The organism is Wolbachia endosymbiont (group A) of Acrocera orbiculus, assembly GCF_947250015.1.
GTDB classification, from domain to species: Bacteria; Pseudomonadota; Alphaproteobacteria; order Rickettsiales; family Anaplasmataceae; genus Wolbachia; species Wolbachia pipientis.
In genome coordinates this window covers 1283007-1298030 of the sequence record NZ_OX366272.1, presented here as the reverse complement: position 1 = coordinate 1298030, position 15024 = coordinate 1283007, and the positions used below count along the sequence as shown (strand labels likewise).

12 protein-coding genes and 1 pseudogene are annotated in these 15024 nt (G+C 36.3%); 5 read left to right on the top strand and 8 right to left on the bottom strand.

Annotated features, from left to right (window positions below; translation table 11 throughout):
* Positions 1-7: 7 nt before the first annotated feature.
* Positions 8-155, top strand: a pseudogene (locus OOL03_RS07215) (WPE palindromic element domain-containing protein); the annotation flags it as partial.
* Between the two features lie 87 nt (positions 156-242).
* Here OOL03_RS07215 and fmt read toward each other — a convergent pair.
* The 4 genes from fmt to OOL03_RS06345 form a co-directional block, all read right to left on the bottom strand.
* On the bottom strand, positions 243-1142 hold the full coding sequence (gene fmt / locus OOL03_RS06360; RefSeq protein ID WP_264707332.1) for a methionyl-tRNA formyltransferase: 900 nt from the start codon (positions 1140-1142) through the stop codon (positions 243-245).
* 12 nt (positions 1143-1154) lie between these two features.
* Positions 1155-1520 (bottom strand): 50S ribosomal protein L20, encoded by a 366-nt coding sequence (rplT, locus tag OOL03_RS06355; RefSeq protein WP_006279340.1) that lies wholly within the window; start codon positions 1518-1520, stop codon positions 1155-1157.
* A gap of 20 nt (positions 1521-1540) precedes the next feature.
* A complete protein-coding gene (gene rpmI, locus OOL03_RS06350) occupies positions 1541-1747 on the bottom strand; it encodes a 50S ribosomal protein L35 (protein ID WP_007548610.1) in 207 nt (68 codons plus the stop codon).
* Positions 1748-1845: 98 nt separating this feature from the next.
* On the bottom strand, positions 1846-2289 hold the full coding sequence (locus OOL03_RS06345; RefSeq protein WP_010962890.1) for a PAS domain-containing protein: 444 nt from the start codon (positions 2287-2289) through the stop codon (positions 1846-1848).
* 165 nt (positions 2290-2454) lie between these two features.
* Between OOL03_RS06345 and alaS the strand changes: the two genes are divergently transcribed.
* The gene (gene alaS, locus OOL03_RS06340) at positions 2455-5094 is read left to right on the top strand and encodes an alanine--tRNA ligase (RefSeq protein ID WP_264707331.1); all 2640 of its coding nucleotides are present in this window, start codon (positions 2455-2457) and stop codon (positions 5092-5094) included.
* Positions 5095-5119: 25 nt separating this feature from the next.
* Here the strand turns inward: alaS and OOL03_RS06335 are convergent.
* The 4 genes from OOL03_RS06335 to OOL03_RS06320 all read right to left on the bottom strand — a co-directional run bounded on the left by OOL03_RS06335 (position 5120) and on the right by OOL03_RS06320 (position 9646).
* Positions 5120-5979, bottom strand: a protein-coding gene (locus OOL03_RS06335) for an IS630 family transposase (RefSeq protein WP_264707034.1) whose coding sequence is annotated in 2 segments (ribosomal slippage) — positions 5120-5655 and positions 5655-5979 — 861 coding nt in all. Because the reading frame shifts where the segments join, the coding sequence is not laid out codon by codon here.
* A gap of 252 nt (positions 5980-6231) precedes the next feature.
* Entirely contained in the window at positions 6232-6387 is a 156-nt protein-coding gene (locus tag OOL03_RS07095) for a hypothetical protein (protein WP_264707330.1), read from the bottom strand.
* A gap of 33 nt (positions 6388-6420) precedes the next feature.
* On the bottom strand, positions 6421-7377 hold the full coding sequence (locus OOL03_RS06325) for an IS5 family transposase (RefSeq protein ID WP_253303449.1): 957 nt from the start codon (positions 7375-7377) through the stop codon (positions 6421-6423).
* A gap of 733 nt (positions 7378-8110) precedes the next feature.
* Positions 8111-9646 carry a lysine--tRNA ligase gene (locus OOL03_RS06320; protein WP_264707329.1) on the bottom strand — a complete coding sequence of 512 codons (1536 nt, stop codon included), beginning with the start codon at positions 9644-9646 and terminating at the stop codon, positions 8111-8113.
* Between the two features lie 108 nt (positions 9647-9754).
* Between OOL03_RS06320 and OOL03_RS06315 the strand changes: the two genes are divergently transcribed.
* Genes OOL03_RS06315 through OOL03_RS06305 form a run of 3 tightly spaced genes read left to right on the top strand, consistent with a single transcriptional unit; the run spans position 9755 to position 15023 of the window.
* On the top strand, positions 9755-10051 hold the full coding sequence (locus tag OOL03_RS06315; protein WP_007548615.1) for a type IV secretion system protein VirB3: 297 nt from the start codon (positions 9755-9757) through the stop codon (positions 10049-10051).
* A 9-nt stretch (positions 10052-10060) separates the two neighbouring features.
* Positions 10061-12466: a VirB4 family type IV secretion/conjugal transfer ATPase gene (locus OOL03_RS06310; RefSeq protein ID WP_264707695.1), complete on the top strand. Its 2406-nt coding sequence runs from the start codon at positions 10061-10063 to the stop codon at positions 12464-12466.
* Positions 12459-15023, top strand: a complete 2565-nt coding sequence (locus OOL03_RS06305) for a TrbL/VirB6 family protein (protein WP_264707328.1) — start codon at positions 12459-12461, stop codon at positions 15021-15023. The genes OOL03_RS06310 and OOL03_RS06305 overlap by 8 nt, the downstream gene beginning before the upstream one ends.
* The last annotated feature ends 1 nt before the right edge of the window (position 15024 follow it).

The window sequence follows — 15024 nt, the reverse complement described above, 5'->3', positions numbered from 1 at the left end:
TGTCATCCCAGTGCCCAGACACTGGGATCCAGAAAACTTCACTTTAAATGAGCACACCAGGTGGCTGTACAATAGAAACTGGATTCCAGACTGGAATGACACCATCTACTACTCAAATTACCTGCAAATTGCAATGTTCGTACACCAAAACGCGGTATCTTGTTGTAGATTCCGCTAACAAGCAGCGGAATACCAAATTGTAGAAGTTGCTTTAGCCCTCCTAACCTTCCCTTCAAAGTAGTCTATTCTATAAATTTTTTTACCATGCTTGATTTCAAGCCACGAATAAAATCTTCAATACTGCAAGGATTTCTCCCTTCCATTTGTACAACTTTAGGAATTAAAGTGCCACCTTTTAAACTTATGTGCATATTATCGTTAACAATCTTACCTTGTTCTGAAGCGAGAGCTTCAAAGTCAGCATCAAGTATCCTGATACGTTTATTTTCTATCTTAATGAATGCTTTTGGGTAAAACGCTTTAACCTTTCTATAAGCAACTTCACAGGCATCACTTGCATAAATTTTATAGTCTTCCACTTTGTCAGCGTAACATGCATTGTTATCGTTCTGTTTTAAGGGAAGCTGTTTTTCAATTTCGTTTAGCACTTTCAGCAGTAAATCACTGCCTAGCTTAGATAATTTATCATGCAATGTCTTGTAATTATCGTTCTTTTCGATAAGAAATTTTTCCTGTTTTAAAATAGGGCCGGAATCTAATCCTTCATCCAATTGCATAATGCTAACCCCGGTTTCTTGATCTCCTGCTAAAATTGTGTGCTGTATCGGGGCTGCACCACGCCACCTTGGTAGTAATGAAGGATGAATATTAATACAACCATATTTTGGAATATTCAAAATTTCTCTTGGAAGTATCAATCCATACGCGGCAACAACCGCAACGTCTGGCTTGAAATTTCTAAATTTTTCTTGCTCTGCCGAGAACTTTAGAGAGATAGGAGTACATACCTCTATGTTACTTTCTTCAGCGATAACATGTACTGGAGATTTCATTGGCTTCTGTCCACGCCCCGAAGGTTTTGGAGCCTTGGTGTATACTGCCACCACTTCGCTCTTTGATTTCAGTAACAAGCTCAGAGAATTAACAGCAAATCCTGGTGATCCCATGAAAATAATTCTCATGGTGTTTTTGCTTTAAGAATTCTCCGCTAATTTACCACTTACAGTTTCTACTAATTTGGCAAAATCATCCTTATAATTAACTGCCATCTCAGCAAGAATTTTTCTATTTAAATCAATGCCGGCAAGTGTAAGACCATGCATAAACCTACCATAAGTAAGCCCATGCTCTCTTGCTGCTGCATTAATACGTATTATCCATAAGCTACGGAAATCACGTTTACGGGTTCTTCTGTCTCTGTAAGCATATTGCAGTGCTTTTTCAACTCTTTGTAATGCAATTCTATAACAGCTTTTTGCACGTCCTCTATAACCCTTTGCCAGTTTCAATATTTTTTTATGACGAGCGTGAGTAGTGACTCCACGTTTTACCCGAGCCATTTTATTTTACCTCCATTTTGTTAAATACCGTAAGGCATATGAAGCTTAACTATACGCGAGTCAGATTTACCAAGAATCGTTGTACCGCGCTGATTACGAATATTAGATTTACTTCTCTTTACCATGCCATGCCTTTTGCCTGACTGAGTAGAAATAACTTTACCCTTAGCTGTAAGGTGAAAGCGCTTTTTCACAGAAGATTTGGTTTTTAATTTTATTTTCTTCATATTCCAAATAAATTTACAAGCACTACTATTGAGTTCTTTAATAGTAATTAAGCATTAGTATAAATAATTTTATTAAAGAATCAAATTAAAATTGTATATTAAAGGAGTTTAAAAGTAATTACGCCCAATATGTGTGTTATACCTTCTTTATTCCCAAGTGGCAACAATACTTGCCTCATTTTAACACTTTCACTTTCTTCCTCTTCATTGATCGGGCATTTACTCTCTATTACAGTATCAAGTTTATCAATAACTGCATCTATTTTATATAGTCGCAAAAATGGTGCATCAATTGCATACTTATTATCAATGCGCGTCTTTTTCTCAAAACCATAGAATTCAACAGCCTTTTCTCCTGCATTTTCACAAATATAACCTTGATCCTTGACTTCAATGACAAAACAATGCTGCCATGATTCCATTATTTCTGCAGTGTCTATTTCATGCCTTTCTGGCCAATCTCTGTCTGATCCTTTTATGTCATTCCAGTGTTGAGTCACCACATTTGCTATTCTTTTTTCTTTGCCTACATAAATTTCCATTCCAATTTCCACATATAAAACACAGATATGAGGTAAATTTATCGTGAATATATTGATTTTTTCTTACCACAAGGTGCATGTCACTAGAAGTTCTGAGATCTAGAGAGTGGTATTGATTTTATTTCCATTACAACTTATTATTTATAGATAACCTCAATAAAAACGATGAAGCTAAACGAAATCAGAGAAAGATTTATAAAATTTTTTGTAAATAATGACCACGAGCAGGTTTCTTCTTCTCCTTTGATTCCAGAACATGACCCAACGCTCATGTTCACAAATGCTGGTATGGTGCAGTTTAAAAATATTTTTACTGGTGCTCAAAAAACTGAAATGAAACGTGCTGTCTCAAGTCAAAAGTGCCTAAGAGCAGGCGGTAAACACAATGATCTGGAAAATGTTGGCTATACAACTCGGCATCACACATTTTTTGAAATGCTCGGAAATTTTAGCTTTGGTGATTACTTTAAGGAAACTGCGATAGAATTTGCGTGGGAATTTATCACTAAAGAGTTATCTCTTGATAAAAACAGACTATCCATAACCGTCTACCATACTGATGATGAGGCGTACGAGATTTGGCGTAAGATAAGTGGCTTTTCAAGTGATAAAATCATAAGAATTACAACGGATGATAACTTTTGGAGTATGGGAAGCACTGGTCCGTGCGGTCCATGTTCTGAAATTTTTTATGACCATGGGAGTCCTAATTTACAAGAGGGCGATAGAATTGTTGAAATCTGGAATCTGGTATTCATGGAGTTTAACAAAGATGAAGAAGGTAATTTACACAAATTGCCAAAAAAATGCATCGATACTGGAATGGGCCTTGAAAGAATAGCGGCTGTTATGCAAAACGTCCATGATAACTATGATATTGATCTATTTTCTGCTCTGATAAGTAAATCACAAGAGTACTGTGGAAGAACGGAAAATAAAATAGCGCATAAGATCATAGCAGATCATCTTCGCGCGGCTGCATTTCTCATCGCAGAAGGAGTGCTTCCTGGAAATGAGGGCAGGAATTACGTATTACGCAGATTAATTAGGAGAGCCACACGTTATATTCACCTGCTTGGATATAATGATTCCCTACTCCATCGTATTTTTCCAGTGTTGATAGATAGCACGAGTTCGGCTTATATGGGAGCTGAATTAGTCAGAGCTAAAAGCTTAATAGAAACGACGTTAAAATCAGAGGAAGAAAACTTTAAAGACACTTTGATGAAAGGTATCAATCTCCTGGAGAAATTCACTACAGATTTAAAATCGGGCGATACTTTGCCTGGAGAATCAGCGTTTAAGCTATATGACACCTACGGATTTCCTTTGGATATTACACTTGATATTTTAAAAGAGAAAAAAATAAATTTTGACCAGAAGGGTTTTGATGATGCAATGGGAGAACAAAAAGAGAGAGCACGTGCTAAATGGGCTGGATCTGGTGAAAAATCTGTTGAGCAAGTATGGTTTGATTTGATCAATAAATTTGGCAAAACAAAATTTGTTGGTTATGAGTTCAATGAAGTAAGTGATGCGAAAATACTAGCTATAGTTTCCTCTAAAAATGAAGTAATTGATTCTGCAAAGGAGGGAGAAAAGATAACCATTATACTTGATAAAACACCTTTTTATGGCGAGTCAGGTGGACAAGTGGGAGATACTGGCAGTCTGATCAAATCTGATAGAAGTATTATTATAGTCGAGAATACCAATAAGGTTAATGACCTATATTTGCACAGATGCATAGTTAAGTTCGGTTCAATTTGTAAAGGTAACACAGTTGCAGCAAGCATTGACAAGGAAAGAAGGCAAACCTTAAGAAGAAATCATTCAGCTACACATCTTCTGCACTTTATACTCAGAAAAATTCTAGGTGATCATGTCACTCAAAAAGGTTCCCTAGTTGCACCAGATAGACTGAGATTCGACTTCAGCCATAACACTCAAATGACTCAAGATCAGTTGTTTTGGGTAGAGGATATGGTAAACTCTCTAATCAGAGAAAATCTTTCCGCATCTACAAAAATTCAAAGCATGAATCAGGCAATAGACGAAGGAGCTATGGCGTTATTCGGCGAAAAATATAGCGATCAAGTAAGAGTAGTGAAGATTGGAGATTCAAGGGAACTGTGTGGTGGCACGCACGTTGAACATACTGGAGAAATCGGTTTATTTAAGATAGTAACAGAGAGTTCTGTTGCTTTTGGAGTGAGGAGAATTGAAGCTTTAACTGGTCAGGAAGCAATCAATTATGTACGTGATAATGAAATTAACTTAAAAAAAGTTGCAGAATTCGTAAAAGCGCCAGTGAGTGAAATAACAAGCAGATTAAGTATTTTAAGTCAAGAACACAAAAAATCCGAAACCAAAATAAAAAACCTATATAAAAAGCTTGTGAGTGCAGAGAATATAAAAAGCACCGAAATAAATGGAATAAATTTTATAAGCCACACTTTCACTGATATTCCAGCAAATGTAATAAGAGAGTTTGTTTTGCAGCAACAAAAACCAAAAACGGTAATAGCTTTTACGGCAACAGAAAAAGATAAAACAGTCTTGATTATTAAAGTAAGTAAAGACTTAATCAATAAGATTAGCGCAAAAGAACTAATATCCATAGCAGTTAAAAAGAACTGTGGTGGGAATGCTGAACTTGCACAAACAGGCTGTGATAGCAATAAAATAGATGATGCCATTACAGCCATTTATAGCAAAATAACAGCTTCTAAGCACTCTACGTCATACCACCACGAACCGTCATACCGCCGCGGCGCTAACAAGCAGCGGGATGACGAATTATAGCATTTCTCATAATAGTCCAAACAGGTCATAGGAAGGCAGAATCAACAGCACGAAGAAAGGATTCGAATAGAGGAATGTTTTTCCTGGCTCTGTTTTTTATAGCAAACCAATGATGCTCAATTTTGTTGAAATCTGGAGAATAAGGCGGCAGATACAAAATTTCTGCACCAACCCCTTTAGCAAGCTCGATAATCTTATCAGACTTATGAAAAGTAGCATTGTCAAGAATGACAGTCTGTCCAGGTTCCAAGATCGGTGTCAAAAATTGCTCAAACCATCCATTAAAAACATCCATATTACAGTGGCCTTCAAAGGTTAACGGAACAACTATCTTTCTTCCACTTAAGGCTGCAACCATACTGATTCGTTGAGTTTTCTTTCCAGATTTTAAGGCATAAAACCGCTGTCCTTTCTGGCAATATCCGTAGGGGTAGTCTTCGGTGTTATCAATGCCAGACTCATCTATATACACTAAGTTTTTAGGTTCTTTTGTCGCTATAATTTTCAAAAATTCAGCACGTTTTTCTTCGTTTCTTTCCTTGTATCCATATGTCTTTTTTTGCGCGTAAATCCAATTTTTTTAAGGGCTCGATAGATCGTTTGGATACTAACGTTGTTCCAAAGTTTAGCCATTTCCGATAGAGTCTTTCCTCCGTGTTCTCTGGCAAATTTGGCAAAGGTATCCCAGTCGGTAATTTTGTGATTGTAACCCCCATTTCCAAGTTTTTTTGATTGAAAGTCTCCTGTTTCTTTTCTTCTTTGCTGCCACTCCCATAAAGTAGTTCGTCCAATCTTAAATCTTGCTGCCACTGTTTCTCTGCTTTCTCCTTCGTCTAGCGCTTCCATTGCTTTTTTTCTTAAATCATAACTATATGCTGCTGGCATTCAACCTCCTTATCATCATCTATCCTTATCCTATCACATCCGGACTTTTATCGAAAGAGCTATACTATGCCGCCGCGAACCGTCATACCGTTGCAAACCGTCATACCGCGATTCATTCGCGGTATCTCTTAGCATAGATCCCGCTAACAGGTAGCGGGATGACGGTTGTCAGGCTAGCTGTCATCCAAGTAGCTCGACTACTTGGATCCAGGAAAAAGAATGGTGTCATGAAAGTAGCTGACACTGATTCCTTTATGATGGTGTCATCCCAGTGCCCAGACACTGGGATCCAGGAAACTTAATTGCAAGTAATGCATTGGATTTGGTGAGTATGGGTTTTGCGTTATAGAATGAAGCACTTTTGGTGAATTTATAAAGAAAGCTGGATCCCAGTGGGCTTTGTTGCATCGCTCTTCGGATAGTAGGTAACGTACAATAAATTCATGAAGCTATCTCAAACTTAGCCATGCCTATTTCAGTAAATTTGTTAAGCAAATAACACTTGAGTAGCAGTTCCTTCTCACGATTAATCTCAGATTTGCTCCTAAAACTAAACCCAAATATTCGCTTCAACCTTGAGAAAAATCCTTCAATATACGATCTTTTTCCGTAATTTACTTCTTCTTTCCATCTTTTTATACCATTCTCACCATGTAATTTCATTAACTGAATAGCGGCATTTCTATCAAGCATATAATCCAATTTTGGATGCTCTGCTGCGTTGTTTTTCGGAGGAATTTTCGTTTTTATACCATATTGATTACACAGCTTATAGAGCTTTTCTCTGTCATATGCCCTATCTGCATATAGTACTTTTATGACATACTGAAAATCGACTTCTTTTAGCAAATCACAAGCTCCATAGTGATCAGAGTAGACACCGTTACTGTATTTTACAGCTATGGCTTTTTTGCTGTTTGTATTCAACATTACATGCAATTTTCTTGTCTGTTCATAGCTGCGATACTTTCTATCTTCGCTATTTTCTTTGCTATGACCAGGAGTGTTGTTGTATATACTAATTCCTGTACTGTCTATAGTAATTTCGATATCTTCCATATTATTTTTATCAATTCTGCAATCATTGATCTTAATATTGAGTTTCTTAAACCTTCTTGATGATTGTGAATAGCTGATAACTTGCAAATTTTTCCCAATTTGCTCAAGGTATCCTGCTATAAACCCAACTGTTTGCCTCAGGCCTATTCTAAATAAACAAGTTATTATGTGCACCAAAATTACAACTTTATCGCTATAAATATTGTTGCCACCTGGTATTTTTGGACCATTCTCGTACCACTTTTCTATGGCTTCGTTGATATAATGAAAAATATTTCCTCTTTTTTCTAGAAATTTGTTATATTCGCTATGGTTACTGACCCTCATTTTTTGTGGCATATTTTTTCTTTCAAGGTTAAATGGCTATTTTATAATGAATTTTGTCAGTAGCCACCAGATTTTTTCAGTTGCTATGCAACAAAGCCATCCCAGTGTCAAGCACTGGGATGACAAGGTATAAACCTTATCGTCATGCCGCCGCGAACCGTCATACCGCGATTCATTCGCGGTATCTCAGCCGCTAACAAGAGATCCCGCTAACAAGTAGCGGGATGACGGTTGTCGTTCAGCCACAAACATTAAGAAATCTACCAAATGAAAAAAAAGGCAAAAGAAGCCCCGTGGTTATTATCCGCTTTAAAATATTGGCGTTTTTTATGTTTTAAACGCTTGACAAGCGAAATTCAGCTGCTTTTAATTGCAACTAACTTACGCTGCAAACGTTTAAGAAATTTACTAAGCAGAAAAAAAGACAAAGAATCCCCGAGTTAGCTAGTCTTTTACTATCTCTGTCGAGTATTGGCATTTTTTGATGTCTTGTAACGCTTTATAAGCGCGTTCAGCTTATTTAGATAAAAATCTAGATGTAGATGAAGTTTTGTAAAGACATACAGTATCTATATACTGCAAAAAATTGAACATAAGACGCCGATACATTAAGTAATCCTTACCTTTTAATCTGCAGATTGGCGAAAGCAAATACAATAGCTTCAGTTTCATGATAAGGGGGCTGGCGGAGTTTGTCAAGGAATTCTTATTAAAACTAAAGAGCTCAAATGAAAGGAGGTAAACTCTAAAGTATACATTTAGTAGCGCTTTCTATGAGAGAAATCGTATTACCTATTCCGTAAAGCTTTATGAAAGATCCCATTCTTGGACCGGTTTTTTGGCCAAGTAACGTTTCATATAATAGCTGAAACCAGTCACGTAAGTTGGTGTAATCATATTTTTTTCCAATAGAAAATACCTGAGATTGAATTTCTTCAGCAGTAGCAGTTGTAGATAGAGAATGTAAAGTGTCCTTCAAATCTAGTAACGCTGCTTTTTCTTTTTCATTTGGAGTTTTATATGATTTTGTTGGCTTGATAAAATCGTGATAATACTTTACTGCAAAGTCTGAAAGTCTATCAAGCATTTTATTATTTTCTGGTGTAACGTTTGGTGCATAAGAGGATATAAAACCCCATAGGATCTCTTTGTTTTCAGCATTACAAGCTGCTGCTAGGTTTAAAAGTAGTGAGAAATTTATGCCTGAAGTTTCTATACTGGGAACATTGCCCTGGTGAATGTGCCAAGCAGGATTATTTATATCCTTTTCTTTGTTCTCATGATAACGCTTTACAAATTCTAAATATTCATCAGTTGATTTTGGTATCACATCAAAATATAAACGTTTAGCTTTTTTAGGACTCTGAAAAATGTACAATGCTAAGCTCTCTGTTGGTGCGTAAGTTAGCCACTCTTCAATTGAAATGCCATTTCCTTTTGATTTTGATATTTTCTTTCCTTCTTTATCAAGGAAAAGCTCGTAGCAAAACAGAAGTGGTGGCTTTTCTCCAAGTATTTCACATATTTGACTTGAAAGCACAGCAGATGGAGTTAAATCTTTTCCGTGAGCTTCGTAATTTACTCCAAATGCGGCCCACCTCATTCCCCAATCAGGTTTCCATTGCAGTTTACATTTTCCTTTTGTCACTGGAACTTCTATTTTTTCCCCGTTTGGGTCTTCATATGTGATTGTTCCTTTCTCTGTATTTGTTTCAATTACTGGAACTTGTAAAACTTGAGAAGTTTTTGGGCATATTGGCAAGAATGGACTATAAGTCTGCTGTCTTTCTTCCCGAAATGATGGAAGCATTACGTCCATCACTTTATCATAATTTTTCAGTAAGAGTAAAAGTTTTTCATCGTAAACGCCAGATTTATAACACTCTGTTGCACTCCTGAACTCGTATTCAAATTCAAACATATCAAGAAATTTACACAACAATGAATTCATATGATGACCATAACTCTGATGAGTGCCAAATGGATCAGGTATCATAGTCAATGGTTTATTTAAGTGCTCTCTTAGTATCTCTTGATTTGGCACATTATCTGGTATTTTTCGCAAACCATCCATATCATCTGAAACTGCAATGATTTTGGTTTTTATACCAGGAGCTATTTTTTTTAATGCATTTACAATAACTGTAGTGCGGAAAACCTCTCCAAAGGTTCCTATGTGGGGTAAACCAGAGGGTCCATAACCAGTTTCAAATATTATTTCTTTTTTATTAGGAAACTCTTGCAATATTTTTTCTGCTTCTTGAAATGGCCAACTTGTCATTATCGGGATTAAATAATGTATCTTAACTTAAAGTGCTACTAGTTTCAATGGATTTTTAATATAATGATATAGTATTAGTGTTAGAGCTATTATTAGAAGGTTAAAGATATGTCCACAGGTAGTATACAAACAGATCAATTATTTAAAGGTCTTACAAGACCTGCAATGCTCTTTGGTGTGAGTTATATGTTTGCAATATTAAACGTCCTGATTTGCATGCTAATTTTCATTAATTCAAATGATTTAAGAGTGATTCTCTTAATGTTACCAGGTATACATGGACTTGGTTATATAGCTTCTGCAAAAGAACCGTTGTTTATTGAATTATTTATGGTAAAATTGGGAAAGTGCTCGAAATGTTTAAATCGTTTTTATCATGGAGCCAATTCTTATGATATTGCTTAACGTTGTGTGATGCTGAGGTTTAGGGCTGTTCAATCAAAGAATAAATCTACTCTGAGCAGGGAAGTTCACGCTGCTGAATTTATTCCTTATTCTTGCTATTGGAATAGCACAACCTTGATGACAAAAGAAAATTGGTTGGTTAAGGTTATAAAATTAAGTGGCTTTGCATTTGAAACCGCCGATGACGAGGATTTAGTCATACAGAACAACATCAGGAATCAGATGCTAAGAAGCATTTCATCTCCGGCATTTAGTTTGTATTTTCATACTATCAGACGTAAGAAAAATATTTTTTCTAATGAATTTGCAAGTCAAGGTTTGCCGAATTTTTTCGCTAATCACGTAAATCTAAAATGGAGAGAAAAACACGCAACAAGGCAATCATTTATTAATGACCTATACATTACGATTATCCGTAGAGCGGACACAAAAGGAGTAGAATTTTTGTCACATCTACTAAAAAAATTCGGACATGTAACTTCAAAACATGCTTGGGAAAGTGATATACGTGCCACGTATGAAGATTTAGAGGAAACGACAAATCGTGTAGTGACAAGCCTTAGAAATTATTCGCCTAAAATTCTTGGAGTAAAAGAAACTCCAGATGGTTTGTTCTGCGAAATAATGGAGTTTCTATCTAGAATCGTAAATTGTGGCTTCGTTACAAATACGCTTTTTCCGCTAAGAACTGAAATATCAAGATACTTACCAGTACATAGGTTATTCTTTGGCCGTAAGATGATACAGGTTGTGACTCATAATGAGAGTAAATATGCTGGAATAATTAGTATCAAAGAATATGGAAATCATACTTCTGCAGGAATGCTTGATTCGTTTTTACAACTTCCTTACGAGTTTATAATTACGCAATCTTTTCAATTTATAAACAGGCAAATGGCGATTGGAAAAATGCAGATACAGCAAAATCGAATGATACAGTCTGCAGATAAAGCTATTTCTCAAATAGCAGAAATTTCTCAAGCGCTTGATGACGCAATGAGTGGTAAGATTGCGTTTGGTCAACATCACCTGACTATTTTATGTATAGAAAAAAGTCCTAAATCATTGGATAACGCTCTGTCGTTGGTAGAATCAGAGCTTTCTAATTGCGGTGTTTACCCTATACGTGAGAGAGTTAACCTTGAACCAGCATTTTGGGCGCAAATTCCTGGTAATTTCGATTATATAGTGAGAAAAGCTACAATAAGTAGTCTTAATTTGGCTGGATTTGCATCTCAACATAATTATCCTACTGGTAATAAATTCAATAACCACTGGGGAGATGCCGTTACAGTTTTTGACACGACATCTGGTACTCCATTTTTTTTCAACTTTCATATAAGGGATGTTGGACACACTATGATAATTGGCCCAACTGGTGCTGGTAAAACTGTTTTAATGAATTTCCTGTGTGCCCAAGCGATGAAGTTTTCTCCAAGGATATTCTTTTTTGATAAAGATCGCGGTGCAGAGATTTTCTTAAGAGCACTTAGTGGTATCTATACTGTAATAGAACCAAGAACTAAAACAAATTTTAATCCTTTACAACTTGATGATACCTCTGATAATAGAACATTTTTAATGGAGTGGATAAAGTCTTTAATTTCGGTATATAATGATAAATTTACTTCAGAAGATATTGCACGAATTAATGATGCAATTGAAGGAAATTTTAAATTAAGAAAAGAAGACAGATTCTTGAGAAACCTCGTACCGTTTTTAGGGCTTGCAGGTCCTGATACTCTAGCTGGGGCAATATCTATGTGGCATGATAATGGTTCTCATGCTGCAATATTTGACAATAAAGAAGATTTGCTAGATTTTTCACGAGCAAGAGTATTTGGTTTTGAGATGGCTAGCTTGCTCAAAGATCCTGTTGCTCTTGGACCGGTCTTGATTTATTTATTTCATAGGATTAGTATATCTCTTGATGGCACTCCATCTATTATCGTTCTTGATGAGGCATGGGCGTTAATAGATAATCCAGTTTTTGCACCCAAGATAAAAGACTGGTTGAAGGTACTGAGAAAACTAAATGCTTTTGTGATTTTTGCTACTCAGAGTGTTGAGGATGCAAGTAAAAGTACTATTAGCGATACGCTTGTACAACAAACAGCGACACAGATTTTTTTACCAAATCTGAAAGCTACTAGTGTCTATCGGGATGTTTTTATGTTAACTGAACGTGAATATATATTAATTAAGCACACAGATCCGAGTACTAGATTCTTTTTGGTGAAACAAGGAGTCAATGCTGTAGTAGCTAGAATAGACTTAAAAGGCCTGGATGATATAATCAACGTATTATCCGGACGTGCAGAAAGTGTTCTATTGTTACACGATATATTAAATGAAGTTGGGGACAACCCAAAAGTATGGTTGCCTATATTTTATCAGAAGGTAAAAAATGTTTAAGACTAAGCTGTCATTGCTATTAATTGCGATATTTTTACTAAATATAGACTTTTTACTCTCATATCCAGTGCTTGCAGATGGAGTAAGTGGTACTGAAAAGACAGAATTTGTTAGCAGATTTAATTCCACTGGCAGTTTTAGTCGTGCCTCTAATCCTGATTGTGGAGCGTTTAAAACAGCTGCAGCACTTGCTGGAATAGCGATTGCTGTTGGCGCAATATTTACTGGCATTGTTTTGATCGTTTCTTCTGCTGGTTTGTTTACCGCTCTTGTTATTGTTGGAATGATAGCTGCAATTGTTGGAGTCTGGAAAGCGATAGGAGGGATTGTTGTTTGTGAACATAGTTTTGTTAAACACCCAGTTGCACGTGATCATGATGGAAAATACAAAAATTTTAAATTAGAAGACACAGGTTATAGTGGCTGCACCAATGAAAATTACCAAACAGAAGAGGAATATTTTTCTTGTTTGCAAAATAAAGCTCGGGAAGACGTGAACAAAAAAGATTATGACGGGAAAAGAGCAGAAAAAGAAGCCTTAAATTCTAACGTTCAGGAGAGTACAGAGAGTTATTACTGGCCAAAAAACGGTGTGCAATACAGTGAATATATAGAAGTATGTCATCGAAACCCTTTAACTTTTGGTAATCTTTTTAACAAGAAAGACTTTGATTTCAGAAAAGAAACTGGATACATAGATTTTGATGTCAGGGAGAAAGATACTGGATATGTAGATGGGTCATGGTCCCCGAAGGTTGATGGTGAGCTGAAATGTAAAGTTCTCAAAGCAGGACAGAGCGAACCCATACATGGAGCTACATTTAAAGCAGTAAGAAAAATGGGCAGATTATGTGTGGAGTTAGCAAGTGTGAAAATGCTTGGTATCGAAATGACTCCTTGGCCGCAAGGGGTTGATATGGGGTGCACGGAATTGCCACCTGACCCACTTGCTCCTATGTGTGAAAAATCTGTGATGATATTCAAAAATAAAGATGGTACAGGAGAGGAAAAAGTTCCTATTGGTAATAATGATGACTATAAAACTATTATCAGATCTAAAGAAAAAAGACTCAACGGACAAGGGGGGAAAATTTTTGTAGGTTATGATAATGCTGGCTGTTTTAGCTCGTATGTTTCTGAAGCTTGTTATAACCAGGCAGGGAGTAAATCATTAGCTCCTATTCCCGTAACTTCTATGATAGTGCAATGCATTAAGGAATCGTTAGATAATTTAGTTGCAGGTAAAGGTGCACCAAATGGTGAGAGTTTTATATCTGTAGCACAGAAAAGGCTGAAAAACACTGTAACTGCTGTTTTAGTTTTAGCTTTAATACTGTTCTCTATAAAAGCCATGTCTGGTGGAGTTCAGAGGCCTCAAGAAATGTATATGTTGATCATAAAATTCGCTTTAGTGATTTACTTCACAACAGGCAGTACCATGTCTCATTATTATGGAGAATTAACTCGTCTCTCAAATGGTTTGTCAGAGATAGTGCTAAAAGCATCATCTGAAAGTAAAGGCATATGTAATTATAAAGCAGGTACAGATTATGAATATACTCGTGCAGGAAAGAGGGTATCTTACAGTTATCTTGCACCTTGGGATAGGCTTGATTGTAGAATTTTATTTTATTTAGGTGCCCCTTTAGATGGAATTGGTGGCAAAATTGGTACTGGAGGTGTTGCAACGTTAGCAGTCTTGCTTGGTGCTGCTCCTGTCTTATTAGTTGCAGGTTCGGTAATCGGTATTATTTTTGCTGGTGGACAAATTTTAGTAGCTCTTGTCTGTATATTTATGGCCGTTCTGATGATGATGGTTATTTTGTGGCTGTGCTATGTATTTATTTTATCTCTAGTTGCTTTAAGTGTAATCATCATTTTATCACCTTTGTTCATTCCTATGGTTTTATTCCAACACACCAAAGGATATTTTGAAGGCTGGGTGAAAGAGTTGATTACCTATAGCTTATACCCGGTTATCCTTTTTGCGTTTTTGTCCTTTATGTTCATAGCATGTGATAAAATCTATTTTAAAAATTTAAATTTTGAACTGGACGAGTCATATAAAAATGAACAACCGGACAAGTCATATGAAAAGAAACAAGCAGAAATCTCATATAGTAAGAAAAAACAGTGGTTTAAATTGAAAGATGGGGAATGTGATAAAAATGAAACTACTCTTGCATGTATGATGCAAAATTATAGCTTTAAAAAGAGCAGCATACTTGGTCTATTCGACTTTACATACATGGAGTTTGGCAGCTCTCTCATCGGAGAATTATTAAAATTGTGTTTAGTATTATTCCTCTTTTACCACTTTTTAAACATTCTTCCTGGCATGGCTGCTGAACTTGCTGGTAACCATAGAGCAGCACTTGGCTCAGGTCAGACACCTGGACAAATGGTGGGCAAAGCTTTATCTGCTGCCAAAGCTGCTGCTGGGGGTGTTGCTGGAGTTGCTGGTGCTGCTGCTAAGAAGTTGAGTGGTGGAGACAAGAGTAAATCTCGAGGTTCTGGTTCTAGTAGCTCCGAGAGTGTTAACAAAAGCACTGAATGAG

Excerpts from the sequence above, each read along its gene's own strand:
- fmt (WP_264707332.1), bottom strand. The coding sequence starts at position 1,142 with ATGAGAATTATTTTCATGGGATCACCAGGATTTGCTGTTAATTCTCTG.
- rplT (WP_006279340.1), bottom strand. The coding sequence starts at position 1,520 with ATGGCTCGGGTAAAACGTGGAGTCACTACTCACGCTCGTCATAAAAAA.
- rpmI (WP_007548610.1), bottom strand. The coding sequence starts at position 1,747 with ATGAAGAAAATAAAATTAAAAACCAAATCTTCTGTGAAAAAGCGCTTT.
- OOL03_RS06345 (WP_010962890.1), bottom strand. The coding sequence starts at position 2,289 with ATGGAAATTTATGTAGGCAAAGAAAAAAGAATAGCAAATGTGGTGACT.
- alaS (WP_264707331.1), top strand. The coding sequence starts at position 2,455 with ATGAAGCTAAACGAAATCAGAGAAAGATTTATAAAATTTTTTGTAAAT.
- OOL03_RS07095 (WP_264707330.1), bottom strand. The coding sequence starts at position 6,387 with ATGCAACAAAGCCCACTGGGATCCAGCTTTCTTTATAAATTCACCAAA.
- OOL03_RS06325 (WP_253303449.1), bottom strand. The coding sequence starts at position 7,377 with ATGCCACAAAAAATGAGGGTCAGTAACCATAGCGAATATAACAAATTT.
- OOL03_RS06320 (WP_264707329.1), bottom strand. The coding sequence starts at position 9,646 with ATGACAAGTTGGCCATTTCAAGAAGCAGAAAAAATATTGCAAGAGTTT.
- OOL03_RS06315 (WP_007548615.1), top strand. The coding sequence starts at position 9,755 with ATGTCCACAGGTAGTATACAAACAGATCAATTATTTAAAGGTCTTACA.
- OOL03_RS06310 (WP_264707695.1), top strand. The coding sequence starts at position 10,061 with ATGCTGAGGTTTAGGGCTGTTCAATCAAAGAATAAATCTACTCTGAGC.
- OOL03_RS06305 (WP_264707328.1), top strand. The coding sequence starts at position 12,459 with ATGTTTAAGACTAAGCTGTCATTGCTATTAATTGCGATATTTTTACTA.